We start from the raw sequence: 25240 nt of genomic DNA on the forward strand, positions 1-25240 counted from the left end.
GTCAGGACAGATTACTGCAACTATGATCGCCGAGATTGATTATTCCGGCCCTGTCCTGGTCGTGCTTGACCGGATTGCGTTGGTCCCTGCTGCATTTGACCAGACTGCATTTGTCCCGAGGAAACCTGGCCCGGCGTCACAGGCTCTGGCGAAACCGGAGTTGTATATGTGGATTCAGCACTCGCATTTTTACCCATTGGCGGCGCCACATTAAAAGGCTGCGACATACCAATACCTGTATCCATACTTCCGGAGGTTAAACGGCTCTCACTACGCTCAAGCAGCCGTTGCGCACTTTCGCGTCCACCCAGACCAAAAGCCAGACCACAGGCCAGCGCAATCGCACCCACAATAGCCGTAAACAGAGTCGTAATCAAAGCTGGCGCAATCTGGAGCTGCTCCAGGGCCACTAAAGCCGTAAAGCCCAGAATAGCATAACGTGCAATATTTGCCAGGAAGTTAGGATTCGCCATACGCGCACTTGCCGTGGTACCACGCACCAGATCAGCCACAACGTTTGATAGCAGCATGCCCAGCAGCAGGACAATTACAGCCACAAAAACGTTTGGAATATAACTGATAATCTGCGTAACCAACGAACTCACCGAATTTAATTCCAGCGCATTACAAGCGGGCACCAGGAAAATCAAGAACACAAACCAGAAGACAATTTTGCCTAACAAGCTTGCCGGATCCATACGAATATTTGCCTGCTGGGTAAAGCGGCTCATGCCAATACGATCACCGAGCCGATCAAAACCAACACGCCGCAACAACAAAGTCACAGCTTTGTCCAACGCAGCCGCAACAATCCAGCCAATCAGCAGAATTACTAAAAATCCAACTAACTTAGGGATAAAGCCAAAGAAGAGGGACAAAGCATTGGCTAACGATGCATAGATAGCCGTCCCCCAGTTGGTAACAGTACCCACAATCTGGCTCCTTTCATATGTCAGCAGTATCCGCAACATGCAGTTATACTACTTAACATACGCCAGACAACCTGTTACAGACGCGGATTATTACACTAAAAATCGTGTCATTCTATCTTTAAAATCACAACTATTGATATACCCACACCCACACAACCTCCCAATACCCTCAACATAAACACATCCTGGTCGCACTTCCAGCGTAACGGCAGGGCTTGCCCCTGCTCCAGTTCACGTACGATCAGGCACAAGCCCGAGGCTGCCATGTTGCGCCATGCACGCCTCACGACAACCACATGTCTCAGGGACGTGTCGTACGTGAACTGGAGCAGCCACAAGGGCGTGCCGCTACGCTGGGTGACGTGCCACTGTTCGCCGGCATCTCAATCAGGGTGCGCTAAAGTTGAAAGTATTGACCCTTGCGGCTGCTTCAGTCCACATACGACCAGACACAAAACCAGTTACGACGTTGGGACAGTGCCACACCCTTGTCAGTAATCCTATTATGTTGTGCTCAAACATGCGCACGGCGCATGTTTGAGCACAACATAATAAATAAAGTTGGGCACTTTAGTGCCCGCGTACGGAAACCGCACAACAACCCCAACAAAAACAAACCCCAAACCACACATATGTGAAAACTAACCTTAAACACACCACATTTTATGTGCAGTCATCTATTTGACATTTCAAGATAGGACTGTTATCCTGATACACATACCAGACAAGACCCGCGTTGAACGAAAGTAGTACGAGCGCTTACAGCTAACAGCGATCCGAAGTAGAGTGGAAGTTCGGAACAGTGATGGGCACTCAGAACGCATTCATGAGCGGCTAGCCGAAGAAAGTTTACCGCAAACAGCAGTAAACAAGTAGGATAGATGGGTGGTTCCCATGTCGAAACAGCAACCAGGAAAAGTGGTTTTTCATGAACAATACCCAAAGCAAAACATGAAAAACAAGTAGGGTGGTACCACGGGCGTGATCGGACAAATGGTCCCTCACTCTCGTCCCTTCAAGATTGACGGAAGGGACGGGGGTTTTTTTATGGCCTCGCCTCTCCTTCCATAGCACAATCGAAGGAGTTTACACAATGGTAACCGCTACACAGGGGGACAACCTCCATAAAAGCACCATTCGTGCCCTCAAACAAAGAAGCAGCGAACGCGCAACCTGTACTCTACCATCCAGCAATGCTGGAATGGATAGAGAGAAAGTGGGTGCGCAATGACACAAATCTGGCAAAAAGGCTATAGCATCAACAAACAGGTTGAAAGCTATGCCGCCGCCCAAAATAGCCTTCTGGATCATCAATTAATCCGCCATGATGTCTGGGGCTCACTGGCCCATGCAACGATGCTCAAACAGATCGGCATCCTGGAAGAGAACGAACTTCAAAGCCTGAAACACGCTCTCCTGGAGATCCTGGGGCAAGAAAAAAATCACACCTTCACTATCGATCCAGAAGATGAAGATGTGCACACCAGCATTGAGAACTATCTGGTCAAAGTAGCGGGTCCCGCAGGCAAGAATATCCACACCGCCCGCTCACGCAACGATCAGGTACTGGTAGATTTGCGCCTGTATAGCAAAGAACAGCTGGTACAAATCAGCCAGAAACTCTTCAAGCTCTGCTCAACCCTACTCGATTTTGCCGCCAGTAACATGGATATTCCCATGCCCGGCTACACGCACATGCAGCGCGGCATGCTCTCGTCCGTCGGACTCTGGGCAGCCAGTTTCGCGGAAGCATTGCTGGACGATGAGCGCCTGCTCCTGGCCGCCTACGAGATCAACGATCAATCCCCACTTGGCTCTGCCGCCGGCTATGGCGTTCCATTACCAATCGATCGCCAGCTGGTCGCCGATCTACTGGGATTTGCGCGCGTGCAGAACAATGTCATCTATGTTCAGAATGCACGTGGCAAGATTGAAGCCGCGATCGTGCAGTCGCTGACCCAGATCATGCTGGACCTCAGCAAAATGGCCCAGGACCTCCTGCTCTTTACCACGACCGAATACGGCTTCTTCCAGGTCGCGCAAGAGGTGTGTACCGGCAGTAGTATTATGCCGCAGAAACGCAATCTGGATATCATGGAACTGGTACGGGCCCGCGCCCAGACTATGCTGGCCCACCAACAACATATCCTGGGCATCGTCTGTGGACTGCCCTCTGGCTATAATATGGATTATCAGGAAACCAAACGGCCACTGATGGAGGCACTGGAGCTAGCCCAGGCCAGCATTGAGATCTGCACCCTGGTCATCAGCAACGTTAGCGTCAATAGCGAGCGCCTCGTCGCGGCCTGCTCGTTTGAACTTTTCGCCACTGATCGTGCCTATGATATGGTGACGCAAGAACACATGCCTTTCCGCGATGCCTATCGCATCGTAGGCAAAGAAGTGACCGCCCAGCTCGATCACCATCTCCCTCTACCAGGCGAGAACCAGGAACAATTGCTGGCCCGCCTGAAGAAACGCAGTCACCTGGGAGGTACCGGTAACCCCGGACTAGAGCTGGATCGGCAGCGCCTCAGCAACGCGCAGGAACGCTGGCAGCAGCACGCTACAACCTTTAAAACCGCTATTCAACAACTTGTTGGCACATCACAGATAACAATTCTGGAGGAGGAGTAGACATGGCAACCGTTGTACTCGCATATTCAGGTGGACTTGATACTTCAGTCGCGATTCGCTGGATCAAAGAAAAATACAATCTTGATGTCATCGCCGTAACCATTGATGTCGGCAACGAACGCAATATGCAGGAAATCTCTGACCGCGCCACCAAAATTGGTGCCATCAAGTCAATCGTAGTTGATGGGCGTGAGGATTTTGTACGCTATTTTGTCTGGCCCGCCCTACAGGCCGGTGCGATCTATGAAGGGCAATATCCGCTGGCCACGGCCCTGGCACGTCCTTTGATTGCCCGCCTACTGGTCGAGGTTGCCCGTCAGGAAGGAGCAATCGCCGTAGCCCATGGCTGCACCGGCAAAGGTAACGACCAGGTCCGTTTTGATGTCTCAATCAATACGCTAGCGCCAGACCTCAAGATCATTGCCCCTGTACGTGAATGGGGCATGACCAGAGACAATGAAATGGCCTATGCCGCCGAGCATAATATTCCCATCAAAGTCACCAGCGCCAGCCCCTACTCAGTTGACCAGAACCTCTGGGGTCGCAGCATCGAATGCGGCATCCTGGAAGATCCCTGGGAAGAGCCACCAGCAGATGTCTTTGACTGGACCGCTGATCCCGATAGCGTCACACTTGAGCCAACCTATCATGAGATCACATTCCAAAATGGCATACCAGTTGCTTTAAATGGCGACGAAATTGCCGGCTATTCACTGGTAGAGAAGCTAAATAGCGAGGCTGGCAAATACGGTATCGGCCGTATTGATCATATCGAGAACCGCCTGGTTGGCATCAAATCACGTGAAATCTATGAAGCGCCCGCCGCCGTAGTACTCCACGCCGCCCATAACGCCCTCGAAGGCCTGACCCTGAGCCGCGAACAGGTCCGCTTCAAAGAGACCGTCGCCGCCGAATACGCGCGCCTGATCTACAATGGACAGTGGTATAGCGCGCAACACCAGGACCTGGCCGCATACGTCCAGAGCACCCAACGCTTCGTCAGCGGAACCGTACGCGTCAAACTCTCACGCGGCCGCTGCCAGATCGTCGGACGCAAATCCGAGCACTCCCTCTACAGCCTTGGCCTGGCCACCTATGACAGCGGAGACCAGTTCGACCACAACGCCGCCCTGGGCTTCATCAAACTCTGGGCCCTCCCACTCACAACCCAGGCCCAGGCACAACTACTCCCATCCATCGGCTTCGAAGGCAACCTGCTCAACCACAACACAGACAAAGTCCAGATCGCCACCAAAACCACAGAAAAATCCCCCGAAGCATAACCCTTAACATACAAAGGGAGCCTCAAAACACTCAGTTTTGAGGCTCCCTTTGTATGTTGCTCAAATTCCCCCAACATCACACTTACCGCACATAGAATAGCACACCCACCATACCCCCCCCAAGCATTTTGCCCCAAGCATTTTTCCCCAAGCATTTTTCCCCAAACATTTTGCCCCCAAACATTTTTCCCCAAGCATTTTTCCCCAAACATTTTGCCCCCAAACATTTTTCCCCAAGCATTTTTCCCCAAACATTTTGCCCCAAGCATTTTGCCCCAAGCATTTTTCCCCAAACATTTAATTATAGCTTGCAGAAAATGTGCGAATGCACATTTTCTGCAAGCTATAATTAAAAAAGCAAGTTCCCGTCAGGGAACGAGTGTGGCCACGCAACACTACCCATAACATAATCAGAAGAGAAAAAACTAAGCCTTACCTGTTGGCACAACCTTCTCAGAAACCTTAGGCTCAGAAGACTTAGAAACAGAAGGTTTCAACTCACTCCCCTTCTCCTCAAGAGCCTCAGCCTTCTTCTGCTGACGATCATCGCGCCAATTCTTGAAGTCCAGCATACTCTTATATGCCTGATAAAGGAAAGGATTATAAGGCAAATCATAACCAGGCATCGAAAGACGCGGAAAGCCATTAAAGCCACGCTTAAAAGTATAGACACCCCACAGAGGATCCTTCTGGGCGGCAGGCTCTTCTAAGGAATTCGGAATACCCAGGAAATCATAATATTCACAGCCATGAGCCTTCGCCCACTGCATACCAGTCCATTGCAGCAAATGATTCGGCATCAGATTACGACCCTGGTTTAATGAGGCACCATAGCGATACCAGCACCACTTGCCCAGGCGCATCAAGACAATAGCCGCAATCGCTTTACCTTCATGCTCAGCAATCAGCAGGGCATAACTATCATCTTCTTCATAAAGCTTAGCTAATAATTCAAAGTGTTCAATATCATGAATATAGAATTTGTCGCGCTCACTGGTCTCCTGCAAGATGCGATAGAAGATCTCATGATCCTCATGACCATGGCCCTCACGGACAGTCACGCCCTTACGGGTCGCCAGCCGAATATTATAGCGCCACTTCTCTTTCATATTCGCTAAAATATCTTTTTCCTCAGGACGGATATCCAGGATCCATTCATTGCGGATATGCAAGGATTGCGAGGAAATATGGAAGCCACGACGTGTCAGAGCGGAGGTCCACCGGGCATCGCCCTCGTCGGCACCTGGCTCTAACTTGAGCATAAAGGCCCCATGCTTACGTGCTTCACTCTTCACAAAGTTCAAGAGGACATTCATCACGGGCGAATTTGGATCATCAATGACAGGACCACGTGGCGCATAGAAGAAGCGGCTACGCAACATCGGCATTTTGACCACCAGGATCAGCATCGCGGCATGTAAGTTATTTTGCTCATCCACGACACCAATGCGTAAAGCGCCTGAACCGACATCCTTAGATAGTTCACCCCACTCGTATGACTGAGTAATAATTCCATACGGAGACTTCGCCACGAAGTCGTTCCACTGCTGTCGATCAGTAATGAAACGTGCTTCCATTTTTCTCTTCTCCTCATATAGCAACCTGATCAGGCTGATAGTCTTATTCTAATACAGTATATGCTGAGCCCGCTCATACAACAAAAACAGTATATTTCAGGTGTTGTAGATGGTATTTTGCTATCGCGCCGGATCACAGCAAATAGTGTCGCCGCCCAGGTTGAACACATAACATGGAACTGGTCTGGCCTACAACCATAGAACGAACCAGCGCTGAAGGTTGATCCAAACCAACACACCATCATCTTCAATTAATCAACGGCAGTAATCTACAATACTAGCAGTTTCGTTTACCCAGGGGCACGATATCTCAACCAGTTTATCATGCAAGCAGGTAATAGACCACAAAACCAAACTATTGTCACATTTTTCCCTCTTCTACCGCCTGCGACGGCGGAAGGAAGGGAAAATTTGTGGTCCCCTTTCCGAATGCTATGGAAAAAGCTATAATAAAGTCTCATGATGTAGCAAACATCCATGCAACCACAAAAAGCATTTATAACATAGATGAGTGTTCCCATGAGACCATACATGGCTGCCATAGAGGAAGAAAGCAAAAAGATGACGAGTGTTTTTGAAACGATCCAGAAGCGTCGGAGTATAGGTAAGATGACCGAGCAGGTCCCGACGCGGGAGCAGATTGAGCATGTATTGGAAGCGGCCACGCATGCTCCCAATCACCATAAGGCCGAACCATGGAAATTTTTTGTGCTCGGCAGCACTGCGCGTAACGAGTTGGGTGAAATTATGGCCCAGACCCTCGTCAAACGCAATCAGGATAATCCTCAATTATGTACACCAGCCAGTGTCGATAAGGAGCGCCACAAACCGCTGCGCTCACCAATCATCATCGTTGTGGCCGCAGAGGCACCAAAACAAGGCAATATCGTTGCGATTGAAAACGTTGAAGCCGCCGCAGCCGCGGTTCAGAACATGCTCCTGACCGCCGAAGAGATGGGCATGGCCGCAGTATGGCGTACAGGCGATGCCGCGTACGATCCAGAGGTCAAGCACTGGTTTGGCCTGACCGCAGATGATCAGATCGTGGCCTTCCTGTATCTGGGTTATCCAGCTCTCCAGCCAACCGAACGTATCCCACAACCAGTTGCCAGTAAAACCACCTGGCTGGGATTGTAGTACTACACATATAATAAACACGAGCTCTGGTTTTTTCATCCACCAGAGCTCGTGTTTATTATATAGAGTGAGCAAAATCCTCTAGTACTGGATTAGCGCAAAGACATCGTGTCCCTGCAAGCGCTCCCGACCCTTGAGGAATCCCAGCTCAACCAGGAATGCAATACCGGCTACATGGCCGCCCATCTTCTCTACCAGTTCAATGGATGCCGAAACCGTACCACCAGTTGCCAGTAGATCATCCACAATCAGGACGCGCTGACCAGGCTTAATGGCATCAGTATGCAGCTCAACCACGTTGGTACCATATTCGAGCGCATACTCCACACTCACTGTTTCGAATGGCAGTTTACCAAACTTACGTACCGGCACAAAGCCACAATTCAGCAGATATGCCAGCGGTGCCCCGAAAATAAACCCTCGAGACTCAACGCCAACCACGGCTTCAATACCAGCCCCAGCATAATGCGCGGCCAGACGATCCATCGCAACATGGAATGCCTTAGGATCTTGCAGCAAAGGGGTAATATCCTTAAAAAGGACACCTTCCTGGGGAAAATTAGGAATATCGCGAACCCAATCTTCCAATCTTATAGGCTCGGATGTTGACGTCATGAGCTATGTTCTCCTCTGTATGAAATTGGCACTAACACGGGGGCCGCCAGGGTTTTCGTTCTCTGTCCTTGACTGCCCCTCGTCTTCACGGAACATTAATTGTATACACGAGATCATGAATAACAATCAATATTTTCTCCGTTAGCAGTATACGCTAGCCATTTCTCACATGCAAGAAATTTCAGAGCGGGTACTCTCATTCTAACACATGAAAAATGCTCATCTGGCGAGGCAAAGATCATGGACATCAACATCCATAACCTTAGCTTTGCATCGCCGCCTGAGCTTGAGTTCCCTCAGCCGGTGGCAATTGCGCCGTACAATACGCACAACGGGTCGCCTTCAAAGCCACCTCACTCAAACAGAACGGACATTCCCGCGTGGTTGGAGCCTCTTCCTTCTTGGGACGTAAGCGATCGTAACGATCGTGTAAAGCATTGATCGGCTTCACTACCAGGAAGTAAACAACTGCAGCAGTCAAGATAAAGCTAAGGACAACATTAATAAAATCACCATAAGCAAATGTTTGTTCTCCATATTTAGTAGCCAGGGAAGACAAATTCTTCTGTTGAACAAAGAGACCAATAAGTGGTGTAATCAGATCTTTAACCAGGCTTTGCACCACATTATTAAAAGCGGCACCAATGATAACGCCAACAGCCAGATCTACGACGTTTCCACGTAAGAGAAATTTTTGAAAACCACCCAGAGTACTTAATCCACCTTGCAAACCACGCCGTCCATAATTCATAAGATTATCTCGATCAAATAAGTCCCGAGCCATGAATACTCCTTCTCATTCAAAATGATAAGAACACAATAAGGTTACCTGTTTGTTGCACACGCATATATTACGCATGACATAAATATTCCGCTACAGTATAGCGGCATCTATTTTCGCGGTGCACACTGGTATGCAGCGCAGATACATATACCCTGCAAGTGTAGCTATTTTCAGGGTAGCATAAAACAGCAGCATAATTCTAGTGGTAATAAACTTATCTTGCTCTTTACTCTTAAATTATGGTATTTCATATTGATTTATCATTTTTTATATGGTATGCTCGGTTTATATCGAGCAGAAGGAGCGCATCATTTGATGTTGAAGCAATTATTGGCGTCCCAGCCAAAGAATTTTTCTTATCCTCTCCAGGGAACCTATCTATAAGTGCGCCCAGAATCTGCTGGCTTCGTTGAGCGGCTTACTCTATGCCTACACGCATAGTTGAGGCCATCTAACTTCAATCCTCCGCATGACCATGGGTGGACTGTGACCGTGGTTTTTGTTGCCTTCCAGGCATGTGCTCAAAGACCACAAGGTCAGATATAGATTTTTCTCTTCACCTCGTGGTCTTTTATGCTGCCCAAAATTCTTGTGCCCCATTCAAAAAAGGCTACGAGGTCTATGCTGGCAACCCTTATGTTGAAAGGATGCTCTCATGAGCTTACAGCTTAAACCTTCATTGACCTATCGTGACCTGTTGATGCTGTATCTGAAGCCACAGTGGAAACGCGCTACGTTGATGGCTGGACTATTATTGGGAAGTATTATCCTGCAACTGGCGAATCCACAGATCCTGCGCCAGTTTATCGATAGCGCGCTACAGGGAGCGGATATCACTCCTTTGATGCTGGCTGGCGTGCTCTTTGTTGGACTCTCAATTGGCAATCAGTTGTTGATTGTCTGGAATACGTATATCAGCGAAAATGTGGCATGGACCGCGACGAACCAGTTGCGAACAGATCTAGTCAGGCATTGTCTGCAGCTAGATCTGGCCTTCCATAAGTCACGTACCGCTGGCGAGTTGATTGAGCGTATCGATGGCGATGTGAATACGTTGGCCTCGTTCTTTTCGCAGGCAATTGTAAACCTGCTTGGGAACTGCCTGCTGATCATTGGTGTCCTGCTCCTGCTCTTCAGAGAACAATGGCTGGTCGGTATCAGTATCTCACTGTTTGCGCTGCTAGGACTGTTTATCTTGATTCGCGTGCGTACTATTGCTGTGCCTTATTGGATAAAGTCGCGTGAGAAGGATGCCGAGTTCTTTGGCTTTCTGGGTGAGCAACTGGCAGGAACCGAGGACCTGCGCGCCAATGGCGCCACGGGCTATGTGCTGCGCCGCTTCTACCAGATCCTGCGGGGCTGGCTACCAGTGAACGTGCGCGCAAGCCTGGCCGGCTATAGCACCTGGAGTAGTACACTCTTGCTCTTTGGATTTGGCAATGCACTGGCCCTGGGAATCTCCATTTATCTGTGGGGACAAAAAGCGCTTTCTCCTGGTAGCGTTTATCTAATTTTCTATTACACCAATCTACTGAGTGCGCCCCTGGAACAGATTCGGACGCAGCTGCAACAGCTGCAGGAAGCCGGAGCGGGCATTGAGCGTATCAAACAACTGTTAGAGGTCCAACCTACCATTCTAGATGGTGATGGTCCCCTCTTACCCACTGGCGCGCTTTCAGTGGAAATGCATAATTTGACCTTTGGCTACACACCAGAAGAGCCGGTACTGCACTCACTCAATATCAAATTGCCGGCTGGTCGTATCCTGGGAGTCCTGGGCCGCACAGGTAGCGGGAAAACCACGTTGGCCAGGTTGCTACTACGCTTATACGAGATCCAACATGGCGAACTACTACTCGCTGGTATCCCCATTCAACAGACAAGGCTACATGATCTCCGGCAGCACATCGGTATGGTCACCCAGGACGTGCAACTGTTTCATGCCAGCGTACGCGCTAATCTGACCTATTTTCAGGACGACATCAGCGACGAGCAGATCATTGAGGTCCTGAAGACGCTGGGACTCAGCAACTGGTATCACAGCTTACCATCTGGATTGGATACCATCCTGGGTTCGGAGGGAGAAGGCTTATCGGCTGGTGAGGCACAATTGCTGGCGCTGACGCGGGTCTTCTTGCGCGATCCCGGTCTGATTATTATGGATGAAGCCTCTTCACGCCTGGATCCGGCTACCGAACAATTACTTGAGCAGGCCATCAACACCTTGCTGGCCGAGCGCACAGGGATCGTGATTGCTCATCGACTGGCCACTATTCAGCGGGCCGATGACATTTTAATCATCGAGGATGGCCATATTCTGGAATATGGTCCTCGTCAACAACTTGCCAGTGATTCAACATCACACTTTTATCAGCTTCTGCAAACAGGATTAGAAGAGGTGCTTGCATGAAAACCTATCAATACCTCTGGCGGCTCTTTCGCTATCGACCAGGACTGTATGCGGTCAATGCGATCATCTGGGCCATTATCCATGTCTTTCCAGTGATTCCGGGCCTGCTGGCACAACAATTTTTTAATCAGCTACAACATACTAGCGGCCTCTCGTATCAGTTCTGGATGATCATTATGCTTTTTGTCGTCACCACCCTGGCCCGCGTCTGTTTGATCCTGGTCGGCGGTGGCATCGATACGGTTCATCGCTTCAGCATCAATAATCTGTTACGTCGCAATATGCTTGCCCGCATCCTTGAGCGGCCCGGGGCACGCGCTGTACCGGCCTCTGCCGGAGAAGCAATCAATCGCTTCCGTGATGATACAAGACAAGCCGAAGATGCCGTGAGCTGGACACTGGATAGCATTGGACAGATAATTTTCTCGTTGATCGCGATCATTATCCTGTTCAGGATCAGTCCCACGATCACCCTTTTTGTCTTTCTGCCACTAGTCTGTGTGGTCGCGATTACGCAAGCCATGCATACACGCTTGGAACGCTATCGGCGTGCCAGCCGTAAAGCGACCGGCGAGGTTACCAGTGCCATTGGAGAGATATTTGGCAATGTCCAGGGTATCAAAGTCGCCGCCACAGAGTCATCGGTGGTACAGCACTTTCAGCAGCTCAATGAAAAACGCCGCCTCAGTATGCTTAAAGATCGTACCCTGGAACAAGGACTCAACGCGATCTTCGGCAATACCGTTGGTCTGGGCACCGGCTTCATCTTGATTCTGGCGGCCCAGGCACTACGCAGTCATCAAATGGGCATCGGAGACCTGGCCCTGTTTATCTACTACCTGGCCTTTGTTACCGATTTCACACAGTTGTTTGGTACGTTCCTGGCCCACTATATCCAGACTGGCGTGGCCTTTCAGCGTATGCATGAACTACTCCAGGGGGCGCCAGCGGCACAACTGGTGGCGCATTATCCACTGTATATACGTGGACCGCTGCCAGCAGCATCCCAGCTCACGACAAAAGAAGCGCCGGCACTGAACAGCCTACAGGTTACAGGACTCAGCTATCGCTATCCAGATACGGGTCGTGGGATCGAGGACATCAGTTTTAGCATAACTGGCGGCACGCTGACCGTGATCACCGGACGCATCGCATCCGGTAAGACAACCTTGCTACAGGCCCTGCTTGGACTACTGCCAATGGATACAGGAAAGATCAGTTGGAATGGGCAGGTACTAAAGGATCCGGCCAGCTTCTTTGTGCCGCCACATAGTGCCTATACCGCGCAGATCCCACGCCTGTTTAGCGCCACCCTGCAAGAAAATATCTTGCTTGACCAGCCAGAGGAGCCTGCACGCATCGCTAAAGCGCTGCATACAGCAGTCATGGAACGCGATATCGCCACGCTGGAACATGGACTACAAACAGCTATCGGCACCCGTGGCGTAAAGCTCTCAGGCGGCCAGGTCCAGCGTACTGCCGCGGCCCGTATGTTTGTACGTCAAGCCGCCTTACAGGTCTTTGATGACCTCTCAAGCGCGCTGGATGTCGAAACCGAACAGATACTCTGGGAGCGTCTGTTCCAGCAACCCGAACATACCTATCTGGTGGTCTCGCACCGCAGAGCAGTACTGAAGCGCGCCCACCAGATCATTGTCCTGAAAAATGGCAGGATCGATGCGATCGGGACGCTTGACCAGTTACTGGTAGAGAATGAAGAGCTACAACAACTCTGGCATGGTAACCTCGCCGAAGATGAATAGCTGATTGAGCCAGGAGTAGAGACCAGCGCGTGGTTATGCTATACTCGATAAAAATTTACTAGTAATCACCACGCTACACAAAGAGGTACCATGCCTGAATATATATGGGGACGTAACCCCGTTTCGGAGACACTACAATCTGGACGTCATGTACAACGTTTGCTACTCGCAGAAGGCGTACGTGACGCTCCAGCTATCGCGGCAATTTTAAAGGAGGCCAATCAACGCCATATTCCAGTTGATGTGGTGCCGCGCCACCGACTGGACCAGATCAGCCACGGGGCCGTCCATCAAGGCTGTATAGCACAGGTGGAAGAGCGCACTTACGCCGGTCTGGATGACATTCTGGCCCTGGCAGAGAAGAAGCAGGAAGCACCCTTTATTCTGATCCTGGACGCGATCCAGGATGTAAATAATCTGGGTTCATTGTTGCGTACCGCCGAGGCCGCTGGTGTCCATGGAGTGGTTATTCCAGAGCATCGGGCCGCCGAGGTCAATGCTACTGTGGTTAAAACTTCGGCCGGGGCAACCGAGCACATATTGATCGCGCAGGAAACCAATATTACACGCGTCATCGATACGCTCAAGGAACAAAATATCTGGGTGGTTGGGCTGGCCGGAGAAGGCAAAACACTCTATACCCAGGCTAATCTAACCGGTCCCCTGGCCCTGGTTGTCGGCAATGAGGGTAAAGGACTCGGCCGCCTGGTGCGTGAACATTGTGATGTGTTGATCAAACTACCCATGTTTGGGCGGGTCAATTCCCTGAACGCGGCCGTAGCTGGTAGCATTTCACTCTATGAAGCTTTACGTCAACGGGAAGCCCAAAGTGGAAAAAAGTAAGACACGACACGAAAATAGGTACCGACACAGAAAGATAGACGTTTAAGAATAATAAGGACTTATCCGTTACGTAATTTCATTCAGCAACGTCTATTTTAATACAATGTCGTGTTCTCAGGAGTAATTCTAGTGTTCAAAACTTTCATCAGATCTCTGGGTGTTTTATTCTGCCTTGTCGGGCTGACAATTTGTGCCCTTATTTATACACAACCGGCGGCGCTGGCAAGTGCATATGTACCGATGGACGACCCAACACCGACGCCGACAGCAACCACGACCACGACCTACACGCCCAGTTTAAATCTGGCCCTGCCAACCGGTGGTACACCAGCTGGTCATGCAGGCACGGTCATTCAATTAACTGGAGCGGGGTTTCCGCCAAATAGCGATGTGAGTTTCTCAATCGCTACCGACGCCAATCAGTGCGCGACCGGTAATGGTGGTGTGGCGGCCTTACAACCGCAGCAGCCAGCTAAAGCCGATGCTAATGGCGGCTTTATGGTACAGGCAGCCTGGCCAGATGGTGCGAACCAACCCAATACCAAGTATTATGTCTGTGCCTCCGCCTCAGGCAGTCACGCAGCTGCCGGTACGCCCTTTACATTTGTAGGAGCACCAACCGTCACATCGTCCAGCCAGAATGTCACTGCGGGCGATAAAGTCACCATCACCGGTCAAAACTGGCTTCCCCAGCAGGCACTAAACATCGCCATCCTGGCAGGCTCGGGCGGTAATCCTATCGCTACAGCCCAGACGACACCAGATGCCAATGGTAATTTTAGTATAGACGTGGAAATTCCAGCCGGAACAGCGGCAGGCAACTATAGTATCAATGTTACCGGAGCTACTGATCCTACCCAGAAGGCTAACGCGGATAATGCACTGACAATCAGTGCGCAGGCTACTCCAACCCCAGGAGCTACCGCCACTCCAACGCCTGGAGCCACCGCTACCCCAACGCCAGCAGCAACGCCCACAGCGGCCAGCAGCGGCGGCTCAGGCAGCAATCCAGGCATGCTCTGGCTCATCTTTGGCCTGGGAGGCATCGGCGTCGTCCTGGTTATCGTAGGCCTGACCATGTTCCTCTCCCACTCCCACAACGCCTGATTCCCATCACCACACATAAAAAGCGCGACCGGTATTGTGTATATCGGTCGCGCTTTTTGTCTTATAAAACTTAGAGAGACAAACGTTTAAAGATACCTTCGGGAATCGATTTGATGACCAGCATAATCACCTGCCAGTAACCAGGCACATAAGCGATATCCTTGCGCTTTTTGATCGCCTCATAGATGCCTTTACCCACGGCCTCAGGCTGAGCAAAGAGCAAGCCCTGCTTCATATGAGCGGTCATCGGGGTCGAGACAGTGCCCGGTTTGATCGTGACAACGGCCACCCCAGATTTCGCCAGACGGTTACGCACGCCCTGTAGGAAGGTGCTAACAGCCGCTTTGGCTGTGCCATAGACATAATTAGTCTTACGGCCCCGATCGCCGGCTACCGACGAAATAACAGCGATACAGCCACGCTTCTGCTGCTCAAAGTAATTGGCGCTCAACGTCAATAAAGAAATCACGCTGATAGCGTTGGTGTTCAGCTCCTGCAAAGTTTCTGCCACACTCAGTTCAGCGGCCCGCTGATCTCCCAGCGTCCCATGAGCGATCAGCAGCACATCCAGACCACCCAGGGTTGAGATGGCCTGCTGCAACATCTCATCGTGATACTCCAACTGATTGACATCCAGGGTATAGGTCTCAATGGCTTTAGCGCCGCGCACCTTCAGGTCAGCGGCCACCACGGCCAGTTTCTCGGTTGAACGGCCAACCAGGAAAAAATCAGCGCCATCACGGGCAAAGAACTTGGCGGTTTCATGGGCCAACGCGGATGTGGCCCCGATAATTGCTACTCTCATCTTATATCTTACTTTCGTCTTAACGTTTTATTGCACCATCGACTGCACGATGGAAACTTTGTCTTGTGATTATTTAGATGTACAGCGGGGTCTTGCGATCGGTTCCCTGCGTTACACGGCGCCAGAAGCTTGAGGAGAATTTGGGATCAATGTATTTCTCGAACTCTTGCCACTGGGGATAATACTTCTTAAAGGACTCAGCACTCATACGTGCATCCTTGGCTGGATAGAGCACACCACCATTATCCTCAACAATAGTGTCCAGCTCATTCATAAATGTACGTGTGCGCTCACCATGATTGGAGAAGTCCAGAGCCAGCGTAATGCCTGGACGTGGGAAGGAGAGCATGCCCGGTGACTTGATATGACCAAACTGCTTCAATACCGTCAGGAACGAGCCCTCACCAGCCTGCTGAATATGATGGATACATTTGTGCATAGCATCACGGCCATTCTCAAACGGCACCACAAACTGATACTGGAAGAAACCACGCTTCCCATAGATACGATTCCAATTGTGAATAGCATCCAGCGGATAAAAGAAAGGATCATAAGGGACAACTTTTTTGACTTCTTTTTCCAGCTGCACATGGTAGTAGGCTTCATTGAAAGCCTTGACCGTAAAGGTATTGAGCGCGAAAGAAGGAAAATCAATCGGCACCATCAACGGTAACGTCTTAGGCTTATACTTCTTCGCCAGATCAGGATCCTGGTTGTGGTTGCCGCGCGAGAACTTGCCGCGACAAAGCTTTTGACCACCAATCAAGAGATCCACCCAGGAAACGGTATAGTCATAATCCTTATCGGAAGCGGCCGATAGTTCAAAGAATTCATCTAATGAATCAAAGCGAATCGACTCCATGTCGATGAAAGGATTCACAATTTTATGTAAGCGAAACTCAGCCCAGAGGATCACACCAGTCAGACCCAGACCACCGATGGTAGCACGGAAAAGCTCGCTATGCTGCTCAGGAGAACAGATCAGGTGCTCGCCACTAGAGCGCACCAATTCAAATCTCAACACATGGCAGCCAAAGGTTCCAGCGGCATGATGATTTTTACCATGGACATCGTTGGCGATCGCGCCACCAACCGAAACAAACTTTGTACCAGGTGTCACAGGCAGGAACCAGCCACGGGGTACCGCGACCTCTAAGACATCTGCCAGTGAGACACCAGCCTCACAACGAATAATACCACGCTCAGTATCAAAAGAAATAAAATTTTTGAGGTGACTTATATCGACAGAAACGCCATCTTCATTCAGGCAACTATCACCATAACTACGTCCATAACCATAAGGGAGGATTGACTGATCGATAGAGGCCAGGTCTGGCAGTTCGTTGCGCCAGTATACTGGTAGAATCTGATTATTTTTTACAGATGGATAACGTCCCCAGGATTGAGGCTGTTTATTTTTAGATGCCATTTTGTATGTATTCCTTATCGAGTATACTGCGAATAGGCAATTTTCAACTAGTTCTTATGTCCATAATAACGCATGGGGACTAACTCACGCTACGAATCAACCAAAAGGTACAGTACAGGATTGGGGTAATAGCACAGGGGGGATGTTAGCGACGTAGGCTCCGACGCTAGCGGTCGGGGCCTACGACATCTGGTGTAGATTGAGTCTCTAATACAAGGCGCCGAAGGTGGTCATGATTTCATGGTTGACATCTTTTTGCTGGCGCTCCAAAGCATCTGGAGTAAGTTTGAGCAATTGCTGTGGACTACCCCGCCATGAAAAATGGTGGATCGCACCATCACTGCTCCCTATGATGATGTGCTGTAACCCATCCGCCTGCGCATACGATGTAAAGTACATCATATCGCTTTTGCTGACCAGATAAAAACGTGCCAGGGCATCAACCTGTACGGGAGTTGATTGAGCAGGATAACTGACATGGTACAGCTTGCCATCGCGGGTAGCAACCACAACATGTCCTGAATGATCGCCTGGTAAGAGATAAGCAGTCATCCCAAAGAACTTTTCATCAAAAAAGTCCAATACACGCTGCTGTGCTGGCTGTTGCGCCTTAAAAGTATATTCATACAGATTGCCATCACTGGCCGCGATCAGTAGGTGATGTTGCGCATCTGCTGAGGAATAATAGCCAGCGATGCTGGTAGCGCTGGCTTCAGTATGAACAACCCGCTCTGACAAAGCCTCCTGACCCGCTTGCCAGGATAGATAATAAATATCATCGTCACTGGTCGCAACCAATGCATGCTGACCCGCTGTGCCGCTCACAGCATATGCAGCCAGCCCCACCACCATGACACCATCGTCAACATGGAAGATCTGCTGTCGCTCGCCTGCTGATATATGATAAATATTACCATCAATGGTGGACATAACTGCATGTTGAACACCATCATCAGTAACATAGCCTGCCAGTGTATTTATCACGGCATCATCCAGATGTGCAAGCAGCTGGATCTCAACTTGCGCCTGCTCACCCACGAGCGTGATTTCGTGGATATTTCCTACTTCTGTTGCCACCAGCACATGCTGTGCCTGATCCTGCGGCGTAACATAACCTGTAAGAGCCGTTGCAACTTCAGTACTTATCAGTGACTGTACCATTCTGGTATTTCCTTTCAAAGAAGCGATTTGTGGAGTCTTATTAAAGGGCAGGGTCGCGCTTCATTATTGTAAAGGATTGAAGAGACTATATGGTTATGACGAAAGTGCATTTATGGTTAAAATCACGCATCCAAAGTTATGATTATAATCCATCAGCAACATCACATATCATTCAAAAAATATATAATGGAATATAAACGAGCAGTAGCGGCAGCCCTGGTGGCTGCGAACGTACCCCATCGAGCGTAGCCGCTCACACCATGAGCTCACCTCCCCACTGGCTTCCCATTACGATAACCTCCGTCCACTTGCCCTTACGTTTAGGTTCATAAACATAATCACAGGGGTAGGTAGGTGGAAGGTATCGCTGAGCGAGGCGTGGGGGAAGGTGGAATCCGGGTGTGAGCGGCTACGCTCGTAAAGGGGCGTTCGCAGCCACCAGGGCTGCCGCTACTGCTCGTTTATATTGTTTTATGTGAAGATGGGGTCCCGACGAGACTCTATATACGTTTCGTCGGGACCCCATCTTGTGTGTTTAGGCTGCGAGTGGTTTAGCGACCAATCAGTGAGGCAAACAGGTTGAAGGCGGCCGGGTTGGCTGCGTTCAATACGAGTTGGACAATGACGGTCAGGACCAGCAGGGCGGCCGAGGCCAGAGTGATTGAGGTTGCCAGGCCCATCGAAGTAACCAGGCGACCTTCTCTCTGTGGCTCATCAAAGAACATGACTTTAATGATACGACCATAGTAGACAACGGAAACAATGCTGTTCAACAAAGCTACGATTACCAACCATTGCTGGCCAAGCTGCCAGGCTGCTGAGAAGATAAAGACTTTGCTGAAGAAGCCTGCAACTGGAGGAATACCTGCCAGTGAGAGCAGACAGAGCGCGGTACCCACACTCAACAATGGGGCACGTCTCCACAGGCCACGGAAATCGTCGATCTTCTCGCCACCGGTCATGTTTGCCAGCGCAATAATGCCAGAGAAGGCACCCAGGTTGGTAACCACATAGACCAGGATGAAGAAAAGTACCGCCGCAGTACCGGTGGCGGCCGCAGCGCGATTCGTTGGCGCCATGCTCAGCGTTCCCACCACACCAACCAGGATATAGCCGGCCTGCGCGATACTGGAATAGGCCATCATACGTTTGATGTTGGTCTGGACCGCAGCGACAAAGTTACCAAGCGTCATGGTCAGCGCAGCGACAATCGACACGACGATAACCAGTGGTACCAGGTCAACCTGCCAGAGTCCTCCATAGATCAGAATACGGATCAAAGCAGCAAAACCAGCGGCTTTTGAACCAACTGAGAAGAAGGCAGTAGCCGGTGTCGGAGCACCTTCGTAGATGTCAGGAGCCCACATATGGAACGGAACCGCAGAGATCTTGAAGCCGAAGCCCGCAATCACCAGCACGTCCGCCACAATTACCATCAGGTTCCCATTTGAAAAGCTTTTAAAGGTCTGCGCCAGACCCTGCAGATCGGTTGTACCGGTCAAGCCATACAGCAAAGCAAAACCGTAAAGCAGGATCGCCGACGACATCGCGCCCAGCAAGACATACTTCACAGCCGCCTCAGACGACTTGGTATCCGACCGAATCAGGCCCGCCATCACATACAGTGGGAAGCTGGTCAATTCCAGAGCGATGTAGATCGTAATCAACTCGCCAGTACTGGCCATCAACATCATACCCACTACCGAGAACAGCAGGAGCGCGTAGAACTCGCCGTCCGCCTTCACATATTTCCCAATATAGTCATAGGAAACCAGAACGATCACGGCGGCAATAATCAAAAAGATAACCTGGAAAAAGAGCGCATATTGATCCAACACCAGCATACCGGAGAATGCGGTTTTGGTACCACTAAATGTAACGGCCTGCACGATTGTAAAGACCGCAGGCACGATCAAACCTACCAGCGCGATAGCAGCGATGACAATCCGTTTTTTTGTGAAAAGATCAACGGCCATCACTACTAACCCTAACAGCATCACACTGATTTCCGGTGCTAGCAGGTAGAGATCCTCAGGCTTAAAAGACATAATTACTCCTTACCCCTCGACAGGGCAATCACCGTGTGATTGCCCTGCCTGATCAGGGGGTCCCCCCTACTTTATCATGGTCACAGCCGTATGGATAATCGGCGTGATGCTACTCGAAATCATATCAAGCAGAGGTGCGGGATACACACCAACAAACACAATCAAGCCCCCCAGGGCAAACAACGGCACGAGTTCACGTGCTGAAGCATCCGGCAGCCAGTTCCACTTCTGGTTGAAAGGTCCAAAGAAGACGCGCTTAATCATCCACAGGAGATACGCAGCCGTCAGGATCATGGTAAAGACCGCCAGAGTGGTCGGCACAGACCAGACGCGGAAGCTACTGGTGAAGACCATATACTCAGCCACGAAACCGGCCAGACCGGGAAGTCCTAATGAAGCCATGGCCGCGAAGGTGAAGAGCGTACCCAGCATTGGCATGCGCTTGGCAATACCACCAAAGACCGCGATTTCACGGGTATGGGCCAGGTCATAGACAACACCAACACAGAAGAAGAGCATACCGGTAATAATACCATGGCTAAACATCTGCAGGGTGGCACCAGTCAAAGCAACCTGACGGAAGGCCACATCACCACCAACACCACCAGCGGCAGCAGCGACACCCAACAAGATAATTCCCATGTGGCTGACACTCGAGTAAGCAATCAGCTTCTTCATATCCTTCTGTACAAGACAGATGGCCGCGCCATAAAGGATATTGATGACCGCAATCACCGCCAGCCAACCCGCGAAATCACCCAGACCTCCGGGGAAGAGGGTAAAGCAGAAGCGGATCAGCCCATAGGCACCCATCTTCAGCAAGACACCAGCCAGCAGAACGCTAACCTCGGTTGGTGCATCGGTGTGCGCATCCGGCAGCCAGGTATGGAATGGGAACATCGGGATCTTCACCGCGAAGGCCATAAAGACCAGCAGGAAGGTCAACAACTGCAAGCTAACGCTGATACCCAGGATGGTTGTCGTGCCACCAATCAAGTGACTGGACAGGAACTGCATATCCGAGCTACCAACGGTGAAGGCCAGCAGAATAAAGCCAGCCAGCATAAACACACTACCAAAGAATGTGTAGAGCAAGAATTTCCAGGCCGAATAGATACGTCCAGGCACACCATGCTTGATCGTATCACTACCCCAGACGCCGATCAGGATAAACATTGGAGCCAGTTCAACCTCCCACATCAGGAAGAAGAAGAAGATATCCAACGCCATAAAGACACCCATCACGCCTGCTTCCAGCAGCAAGATCAGGGCCAGATAATCCTTCACACGCTTCTTGGTCCAGCCACCTATGACGGCCAGCATACTCAGCAACGCATTCAGAATAACCATTGGCAGGCTCAAGCCATCCACACCCAGGAAATACTGGACCTTAAAGTGGACCGTGCCAGCATTCAAGTCAATCCAGGGAAGTTTTACCTGTTCCGCCAGATGATTCAAGTCGCCAAATCCGTTGATCCCGCTCTTATTCAGGATGTTGAAGAAAATGTATAGCGAAAGTACAAAGGTCGCCGCAGAGAAAGCCAGAGCCGCCCAGCGAGACCATTTGGTTGGAACGACATAGATTGCCAGTGCACCAATAACGGGCAGCAGGAGAATCCATGTGAGATGACTTGCGAAAATCGACATGTTTTCTTATCCTTTACTTTACGCCCGTTGTGATCAGGACAACTACGACAATTGCTAATACAGCCACACCACCAAAGAAACCAAGCATGTAGGTCTGTACACGGCCAGTCTCGAGACGGCGGGTACCCTGGCCCAGGCCAGTCACGCCACGTGCCACACCATTGACGATACCGTCGACGACATATGTATCGAACAACTGCGACAGCTTGGAAACGCCACCCAGGATCACATAGTTGGTGATCAAGTTGTACAGGTCATCGATGTAGTAGCGATTAAACAGCACGCGGTGGACCGCACGCAACACAGGCCTGGACTCCACAAATTGACTGATCTTGACCAGCTCAAAGCGACCATAAATCGCCCAGGCAATCGCCAGACCAGCCAGCGACACAATCACACCAAACCAGGTATCAAGTGTTGCCACGAGGGTTGGAATGCTCAGGTTATGCACAGCCTCTTCGGTCACATTCACATACTGATAGAAACCAGTCCAGTAACCAGCAATCACAGACGGGATAGCCAGCAGGATCAACGGAATGGTCATGGTCAAAGGCGACTCATGCACCTCTCCGGTACCGCGATAAGGACCACCCCACAGGCCCATGAATTTGCCACCCTTACCACCGAAGGCCAGGATAAAGGCACGCAGCATATAGAACGCGGTCAGGCCAGCTGTGATCAAGGTCAAGATGTAAATGATGATATGACCATGCTCCAGTGACAGACCAATGATCTCTTCTTTACTAAAGAAACCAGACATGAATGGGAAACCGGAGATAGCCAGGACAGCTATCAACCAGGTAGCCGCAGTGATTGGCATCTTCGTGGCCAGACCACCCATCAGGCGTACGTCCTGAACTTCTTTGTGCATGGCGTGGTGCAGACCGTGCAGCACACTACCAGCGCCCAGGAAGAGCAACGCTTTAAAGAAAGCATGGGTGAAGAGATGGAACATACCAGGACCGGCACCGAACTCAGGACCAGCCACACCCAGACCCACAAACATATAGCCCAGCTGACTGATGGTTGAGAAGGCCAGCACACGCTTGAAGTCCGACTGTACCAATGCGATTGTCGCGGCAAAGAAAGCGGTAAAAGCGCCGATCGAAGCCACAACAGTAAACGCAAAGGCAGGAGCTTCAACAAAGAGTGGGAAAGTACGGGCAATCATGTAAACACCCGCGGCAACCATGGTTGCGGCATGGATCAAGGCGCTCACCGGCGTAGGACCTTCCATGGCGGAAGGCAACCAGGTATGCAGAGGAAACTGAGCCGACTTACCAATGGCACCACAGAAAATCAGCAGCATCGCGATGCCTAGCAGCGTGGAATGATTTCCCAGGGCGCTACCAGGAATGCGTGCCTGAATCTGTGCGAAATCGAAGGATCCTGTGTTGACAAAAAGGATCATGATACCGAGGATGAAGCCGACGTCACCGATACGGTTCATTACAAAGGATTGTACGTTCGCACTGGCAGGAGCGGGACGCTGTTCCGCAGGTTTGGCACGCTTATTGATCCAGAAACCGATCAGCAAGTAAGAACTCAAACCCACCAGTTCCCAGCCGCAGAAGATAACCAGGAAGTTCTGTGCAAAGATAATCAGCAGCATCGAGAAGGCGAACAACGACAGGTAAGCATAAAAACGCGCATAGCCCGCCGAGTTTTCCATATAGCCTTGAGAATAAAAATTCACCAGCAAAGCAATGGTTGTTACCACCACCAGCATAGCAATTCCCAGGCGATCCAGATGGAAGGCAATATCATAATGCAGATTGCCAACGGTCAGCCAGTTATAGGAAAACACCTGAATACCAGACTTCGCCAGTTCAGTAGAAGTCGCTGAACTGAAGAGCAGCACCCAGGAATAGATACAAGCGATTGCCATAATCAGCAATCCAACATAAGCGCTCGCTTTTGCACCGGCTGAAAGACTAGGAACCTTAGGATCTTCGTCGTCATCTTCGCCATGCCCAGCATGCTCATCTCCATGAGTCCCCTGCTCTTCAAGAGCATGGTGGTCATCATGGGTCGCATGGGTCTCAACCTTTGGACGGCTCAGCATATCCCATACACGTGTACCAAAGATGATTACAGCGAAAGAGAGGAGCGGTGCGAACAAAATTGTCCAGGATAATTGATACAACATCTAATCACCACTTCATCATATCGATCTCGCCAACATCTACCGTAGCACGTTTGCGATAGATGGCAATAATCATCGCCAGGGCTACCGCAGCCTCAGCCGCTGCAACAGTGATAATGAAAATAGCGAAGATCTGTCCAGTCAAGAGTTCTGAGAATTTCTTGACGGTATTAAAGTACGAAAAACCCACCATCGTAATGTTGACGGCGTTCAGCATAATCTCAATGCCCATCAATACGGCAATAGCATTGCGTTTGACGATAGCACCATATAGGCCAATACAAAAAAGTACGGCCCCTAAAACAAGAAAATGATTGAGTGTGAGTTGCATCCCTTACTAATCCTCTCTGCCGATAACAATTGCGCCAACAATTGCAACCAACAATACCAGTGATGCAATTTCAAAGGGGAGCACATAACTGTAACCTGCGGGGCTGTACAGCAATTGGCCGATGCGCACCACGTTATCAGGTAACTGTTTAGCTACCTCAGACGTATTGACGACATTTTTGACGGCCATCTGGCTCGTTGAAACAGCGTAGACGATCGCTGCACCAACAACGACACAGATAAACGCAGCCACAGGCCATAATTTGTTGGATGGATTGGTCTGCGTCTGGCCGGTGATGCGCGTCAACATCAGCGCAAACAAAATCAAAATCGTTACCGCACCTACATAGATGAGGATTTGTACAATCGCGATAAATGATGCACTGAGCAAAACATAAATACCGGCCGCCATGGCAAAAACCATAACGAGAGCCAGAGCGCTATGCACAATATTGCGAAGCCCCACCACCAATAATGCGGCACCCACCAGGATCACAGCAAAGATCCAGAATAAGAGGGCGGCTAAATCCATAAAAAAACATACCTCCGGATTATATCGGATATTAGTGGATCGTAATTTCAGACT

The 25240-nt window shown here is 50.3% G+C and carries 20 protein-coding genes; 8 read left to right on the forward strand and 12 right to left on the reverse strand.

Features of this window, described 5'->3' with window-relative positions; translation table 11 throughout:
- Positions 1-20: 20 nt before the first annotated feature.
- On the reverse strand, positions 21-932 hold the full coding sequence (locus tag EL633_RS05340) for a mechanosensitive ion channel family protein (protein WP_161981968.1): 912 nt from the start codon (positions 930-932) through the stop codon (positions 21-23).
- A gap of 1093 nt (positions 933-2025) precedes the next feature.
- Between EL633_RS05340 and EL633_RS36490 the strand changes: the two genes are divergently transcribed.
- Genes EL633_RS36490 through EL633_RS05350 form a run of 3 tightly spaced genes read left to right on the forward strand, consistent with a single transcriptional unit; the run spans position 2026 to position 4852 of the window.
- Positions 2026-2163: a hypothetical protein gene (locus EL633_RS36490; RefSeq protein ID WP_161981969.1), complete on the forward strand. Its 138-nt coding sequence runs from the start codon at positions 2026-2028 to the stop codon at positions 2161-2163.
- A complete protein-coding gene (argH, locus tag EL633_RS05345; protein ID WP_126626193.1) occupies positions 2160-3569 on the forward strand; it encodes an argininosuccinate lyase in 1410 nt (469 codons plus the stop codon). Before EL633_RS36490 ends, argH begins: the two co-directional genes overlap by 4 nt.
- A gap of 2 nt (positions 3570-3571) precedes the next feature.
- Positions 3572-4852: an argininosuccinate synthase gene (locus EL633_RS05350; RefSeq protein ID WP_126626194.1), complete on the forward strand. Its 1281-nt coding sequence runs from the start codon at positions 3572-3574 to the stop codon at positions 4850-4852.
- 425 nt (positions 4853-5277) lie between these two features.
- Here the strand turns inward: EL633_RS05350 and EL633_RS05355 are convergent, their stop codons facing one another.
- Positions 5278-6429, reverse strand: coding sequence for a lipid II:glycine glycyltransferase FemX (locus EL633_RS05355; RefSeq protein WP_126626195.1), 1152 nt, complete (start codon positions 6427-6429; stop codon positions 5278-5280).
- A gap of 561 nt (positions 6430-6990) precedes the next feature.
- On the opposite strand from EL633_RS05355, the gene EL633_RS05360 reads away from it, so the two are divergent.
- On the forward strand, positions 6991-7566 hold the full coding sequence (locus EL633_RS05360; protein ID WP_246039085.1) for a nitroreductase family protein: 576 nt from the start codon (positions 6991-6993) through the stop codon (positions 7564-7566).
- 81 nt (positions 7567-7647) lie between these two features.
- Here EL633_RS05360 and EL633_RS05365 read toward each other — a convergent pair whose 3' ends face one another.
- Both EL633_RS05365 and mscL read right to left on the reverse strand, forming a co-directional pair.
- Positions 7648-8181 carry an adenine phosphoribosyltransferase gene (locus EL633_RS05365; protein ID WP_174845158.1) on the reverse strand — a complete coding sequence of 178 codons (534 nt, stop codon included), beginning with the start codon at positions 8179-8181 and terminating at the stop codon, positions 7648-7650.
- 262 nt (positions 8182-8443) lie between these two features.
- Positions 8444-8965 (reverse strand): large conductance mechanosensitive channel protein MscL, encoded by a 522-nt coding sequence (gene mscL, locus EL633_RS05370; RefSeq protein ID WP_246039086.1) that lies wholly within the window; start codon positions 8963-8965, stop codon positions 8444-8446.
- A 655-nt stretch (positions 8966-9620) separates the two neighbouring features.
- Here mscL and EL633_RS05375 point away from each other — a divergent pair.
- The 4 genes from EL633_RS05375 (at position 9621) to EL633_RS05390 (ending at position 15088) form a co-directional block, all read left to right on the forward strand.
- Complete coding sequence (locus EL633_RS05375; RefSeq protein ID WP_126626197.1) at positions 9621-11375, forward strand: ABC transporter ATP-binding protein; 1755 nt, start codon at positions 9621-9623, stop codon at positions 11373-11375.
- Positions 11372-13138, forward strand: coding sequence for an ATP-binding cassette domain-containing protein (locus tag EL633_RS05380; RefSeq protein ID WP_126626198.1), 1767 nt, complete (start codon positions 11372-11374; stop codon positions 13136-13138). Before EL633_RS05375 ends, EL633_RS05380 begins: the two co-directional genes overlap by 4 nt.
- A 90-nt stretch (positions 13139-13228) precedes the next feature.
- Positions 13229-13981 (forward strand): 23S rRNA (guanosine(2251)-2'-O)-methyltransferase RlmB, encoded by a 753-nt coding sequence (gene rlmB, locus EL633_RS05385; RefSeq protein ID WP_126626199.1) that lies wholly within the window; start codon positions 13229-13231, stop codon positions 13979-13981.
- Between the two features lie 129 nt (positions 13982-14110).
- Positions 14111-15088: a hypothetical protein gene (locus EL633_RS05390; RefSeq protein WP_126626200.1), complete on the forward strand. Its 978-nt coding sequence runs from the start codon at positions 14111-14113 to the stop codon at positions 15086-15088.
- A 70-nt stretch (positions 15089-15158) separates the two neighbouring features.
- On the opposite strand, the gene EL633_RS05395 is transcribed toward EL633_RS05390, so the two are convergent.
- The 8 genes from EL633_RS05395 to EL633_RS05430 form a co-directional block, all read right to left on the reverse strand.
- Complete coding sequence (locus tag EL633_RS05395) at positions 15159-15893, reverse strand: SDR family oxidoreductase (protein ID WP_126626201.1); 735 nt, start codon at positions 15891-15893, stop codon at positions 15159-15161.
- A 73-nt stretch (positions 15894-15966) separates the two neighbouring features.
- A complete protein-coding gene (locus tag EL633_RS05400) occupies positions 15967-17322 on the reverse strand; it encodes an FAD-binding oxidoreductase (RefSeq protein ID WP_126626202.1) in 1356 nt (451 codons plus the stop codon).
- 207 nt (positions 17323-17529) lie between these two features.
- Positions 17530-18483 carry a hypothetical protein gene (locus EL633_RS05405; protein ID WP_126626203.1) on the reverse strand — a complete coding sequence of 318 codons (954 nt, stop codon included), beginning with the start codon at positions 18481-18483 and terminating at the stop codon, positions 17530-17532.
- Positions 18484-19034: 551 nt separating this feature from the next.
- On the reverse strand, positions 19035-20531 hold the full coding sequence (locus tag EL633_RS05410) for an NADH-quinone oxidoreductase subunit N (RefSeq protein ID WP_126626204.1): 1497 nt from the start codon (positions 20529-20531) through the stop codon (positions 19035-19037).
- A gap of 66 nt (positions 20532-20597) precedes the next feature.
- Positions 20598-22178 carry a complex I subunit 4 family protein gene (locus EL633_RS05415; RefSeq protein ID WP_126626205.1) on the reverse strand — a complete coding sequence of 527 codons (1581 nt, stop codon included), beginning with the start codon at positions 22176-22178 and terminating at the stop codon, positions 20598-20600.
- Between the two features lie 13 nt (positions 22179-22191).
- A complete protein-coding gene (gene nuoL, locus EL633_RS05420; protein ID WP_126626206.1) occupies positions 22192-24327 on the reverse strand; it encodes an NADH-quinone oxidoreductase subunit L in 2136 nt (711 codons plus the stop codon).
- 4 nt (positions 24328-24331) lie between these two features.
- Entirely contained in the window at positions 24332-24655 is a 324-nt protein-coding gene (gene nuoK, locus EL633_RS05425; RefSeq protein WP_126626207.1) for an NADH-quinone oxidoreductase subunit NuoK, read from the reverse strand.
- A gap of 6 nt (positions 24656-24661) precedes the next feature.
- Positions 24662-25186 carry an NADH-quinone oxidoreductase subunit J family protein gene (locus EL633_RS05430; protein ID WP_161981970.1) on the reverse strand — a complete coding sequence of 175 codons (525 nt, stop codon included), beginning with the start codon at positions 25184-25186 and terminating at the stop codon, positions 24662-24664.
- Positions 25187-25240: the final 54 nt, after the last annotated feature.

The organism is Dictyobacter alpinus (genome assembly GCF_003967575.1).
GTDB lineage: Bacteria > Chloroflexota > Ktedonobacteria > Ktedonobacterales > Ktedonobacteraceae > Dictyobacter > Dictyobacter alpinus.